General features: G+C 54.6%; 1 tRNA gene and 2 rRNA genes (1 of these 3 cut by a window edge). All 3 read left to right on the top strand.

Annotation, left to right across the window (positions count from 1 at the left end):
- Positions 1-2,100, top strand: a 23S ribosomal RNA gene (locus BA190_RS18315); it begins 718 nt to the left of the window's first position.
- A gap of 165 nt (positions 2,101-2,265) precedes the next feature.
- Positions 2,266-2,380: ribosomal RNA gene (gene rrf / locus BA190_RS18310) — 5S ribosomal RNA — on the top strand.
- A gap of 43 nt (positions 2,381-2,423) precedes the next feature.
- Positions 2,424-2,500, top strand: a tRNA-Met gene (locus tag BA190_RS18305).

Genomic DNA, 2,500 nt, shown 5'->3' with positions numbered 1-2,500 from the left:
CGTCTTATTAGACCCGAAACCGATGTGATCTAGCCATGAGCAGGTTGAAGGTGGGGTAACACCCACTGGAGGACCGAACCGGTGTCTGTTGAAAAAGCCTCGGATGACTTGTGGCTAGGGGTGAAAGGCCAATCAAACTCGGAAATAGCTGGTTCTCCGCGAAAACTATTTAGGTAGTGCGTCGCACGAATGTTCCAGGGGGTAGAGCACTGGATGGGCTAGGGGGTCTTACCGATCTACCAAACCTAACCAAACTCCGAATACCTGGAAACACTATGCGGCAGACAGACGGCGGGTGCTAACGTCCGTCGTCGAGAGGGAAAAAACCCTGACCACCAGCTAAGGCCCCTAATTCGTGGCTAAGTGGTAAAGGATGTGAGGATCCCATAACAACCAGGAGGTTGGCTTAGAAGCAGCCATCCTTTAAAGAAAGCGTAACAGCTCACTGGTCTAAACAAGGGTCTTTGCGCCGAAAATGTAACGGGGCTCAAGCCACGAGCCGAAGCTGTGGGTGTGCGCAAGCACGCGGTAGCGGAGCGTTCCATAGGCCTGTGAAGGAGTATGCGTGAGCAGCTCTGGAGGTATTGGAAGTGCGAATGCTGGCATGAGTAACGACAAACAGTGTGAGAGACACTGTCGCCGAAAGTCCAAGGGTTCCTGCGTAAAGCTAATCTGCGCAGGGTTAGTCGGCCCCTAAGGCGAGGCTGAAAAGCGTAGTCGATGGGAATGAGGTGAATATTCCTCAACCAGTGGGTAGTGACGGATCTCTTCCGTGGTGTGTTCTTATTGGATTGAGCATGCCATCACGAGGTTCCAGGAAATAGCTCCCACATCAGACCGTACCCGAAACCGACACAGGTGGACTGGTAGAGTATACCAAGGCGCTTGAGAGAACTATGCTGAAGGAACTCGGCAATTTGCCTCCGTAACTTCGGGATAAGGAGGCCTCGTTCGTGGGCAACCATGGGCGAGGGGCACAAACTAGGGGGTGGCGACTGTTTAACAAAAACACAGGGCTCTGCTAAGCCGCAAGGCGACGTATAGGGTCTGACGCCTGCCCGGTGCCGGAAGGTTAAGAGGAGAGGTGCAAGCTTTGAATCGAAGCCCCGGTAAACGGCGGCCGTAACTATAACGGTCCTAAGGTAGCGAAATTCCTTGTCGGGTAAGTTCCGACCTGCACGAATGGCGTAACGATCTCCCCGCTGTCTCCAGCATAGACTCAGTGAAATTGAATTCCCCGTGAAGATGCGGGGTACCTGCGCTTAGACGGAAAGACCCCGTGCACCTTTACTATAACTTTACACTGGCATTCGTGCTTGCATGTGTAGGATAGGTGGTAGGCTATGAAGCAGGGGCGCCAGCCCTTGTGGAGCCACCCTTGAAATACCACCCTTACGATCATGGATGTCTAACCGCGACCCGTCATCCGGGCCCGGGACAGTGTATGGTGGGTAGTTTGACTGGGGCGGTCGCCTCCCAAAGAGTAACGGAGGCGTGCGACGGTGGGCTCAGACCGGTCGGAAATCGGTCGTCGAGTGCAATGGCATAAGCCCGCCTGACTGCGAGACTGACAAGTCGAGCAGAGACGAAAGTCGGCCATAGTGATCCGGTGGTCCGTTGTGGAACGGCCATCGCTCAACGAATAAAAGGTACGCCGGGGATAACAGGCTGATGATTCCCAAGAGTCCATATCGACGGAATCGTTTGGCACCTCGATGTCGACTCATCACATCCTGGGGCTGGAGAAGGTCCCAAGGGTTCGGCTGTTCGCCGATTAAAGTGGTACGTGAGTTGGGTTCAAAACGTCGTGAGACAGTTTGGTCCCTATCTGGCGTGGGCGTAGGAGAATTGAGAGGATCTGTCCTTAGTACGAGAGGACCGGGATGGACGTACCTCTGGTGGACCTGTTGTGGCGCCAGCCGCAGTGCAGGGTAGCTATGTACGGTCGGGATAACCGCTGAAGGCATCTAAGCGGGAAACCCACCTCAAGATGAGTTCTCCCTCGAAAGCCGTGGTAGACCACCACGTTGATAGGCCGGGTGTGGAAGCGGAGCGATCCGTGCAGCTTACCGGTACTAATAGCTTGATCGGCTTGATCGCTCTCATTTATCAATACTCACAACGCTGCCAAACATGGCGCCGAATGTGAAACACACGAAAACAACCATCTTGTATGCTTCACGCGACAAACACTTCGTATTTGTCGCTGCGCATACCCTTGACGACCTCTGCGAGGTCGCAAGGGCTTCAACTTTGCTTCGCCGGCCTGGTGGCACTAGCGAGGAGCCTCAACCCGATCCCATCCCGAACTCGGCCGTTAAACTCCTCAGCGCCGATGGTACTATGTCTCAAGACCTGGGAGAGTAGGTCGTTGCCAGGCCTGCAAAGCAAAGTTCTCAATAAACCATGTCACAAATACCTGCCGCGGGGTGGAGCAGCCCGGTAGCTCGTCAGGCTCATAACCTGAAGGCCGCAGGTTCAAATCCTGCCCCCGCAACCA

The sequence above is a fragment of the Labrys sp. WJW genome (genome assembly GCF_001676615.1).
GTDB classification, from domain to species: Bacteria; Pseudomonadota; Alphaproteobacteria; order Rhizobiales; family Labraceae; genus Labrys; species Labrys sedimenti.
Note: the sequence above shows the minus strand (reverse complement) of the source record. Positions and strands in the feature narration are given on the sequence as shown.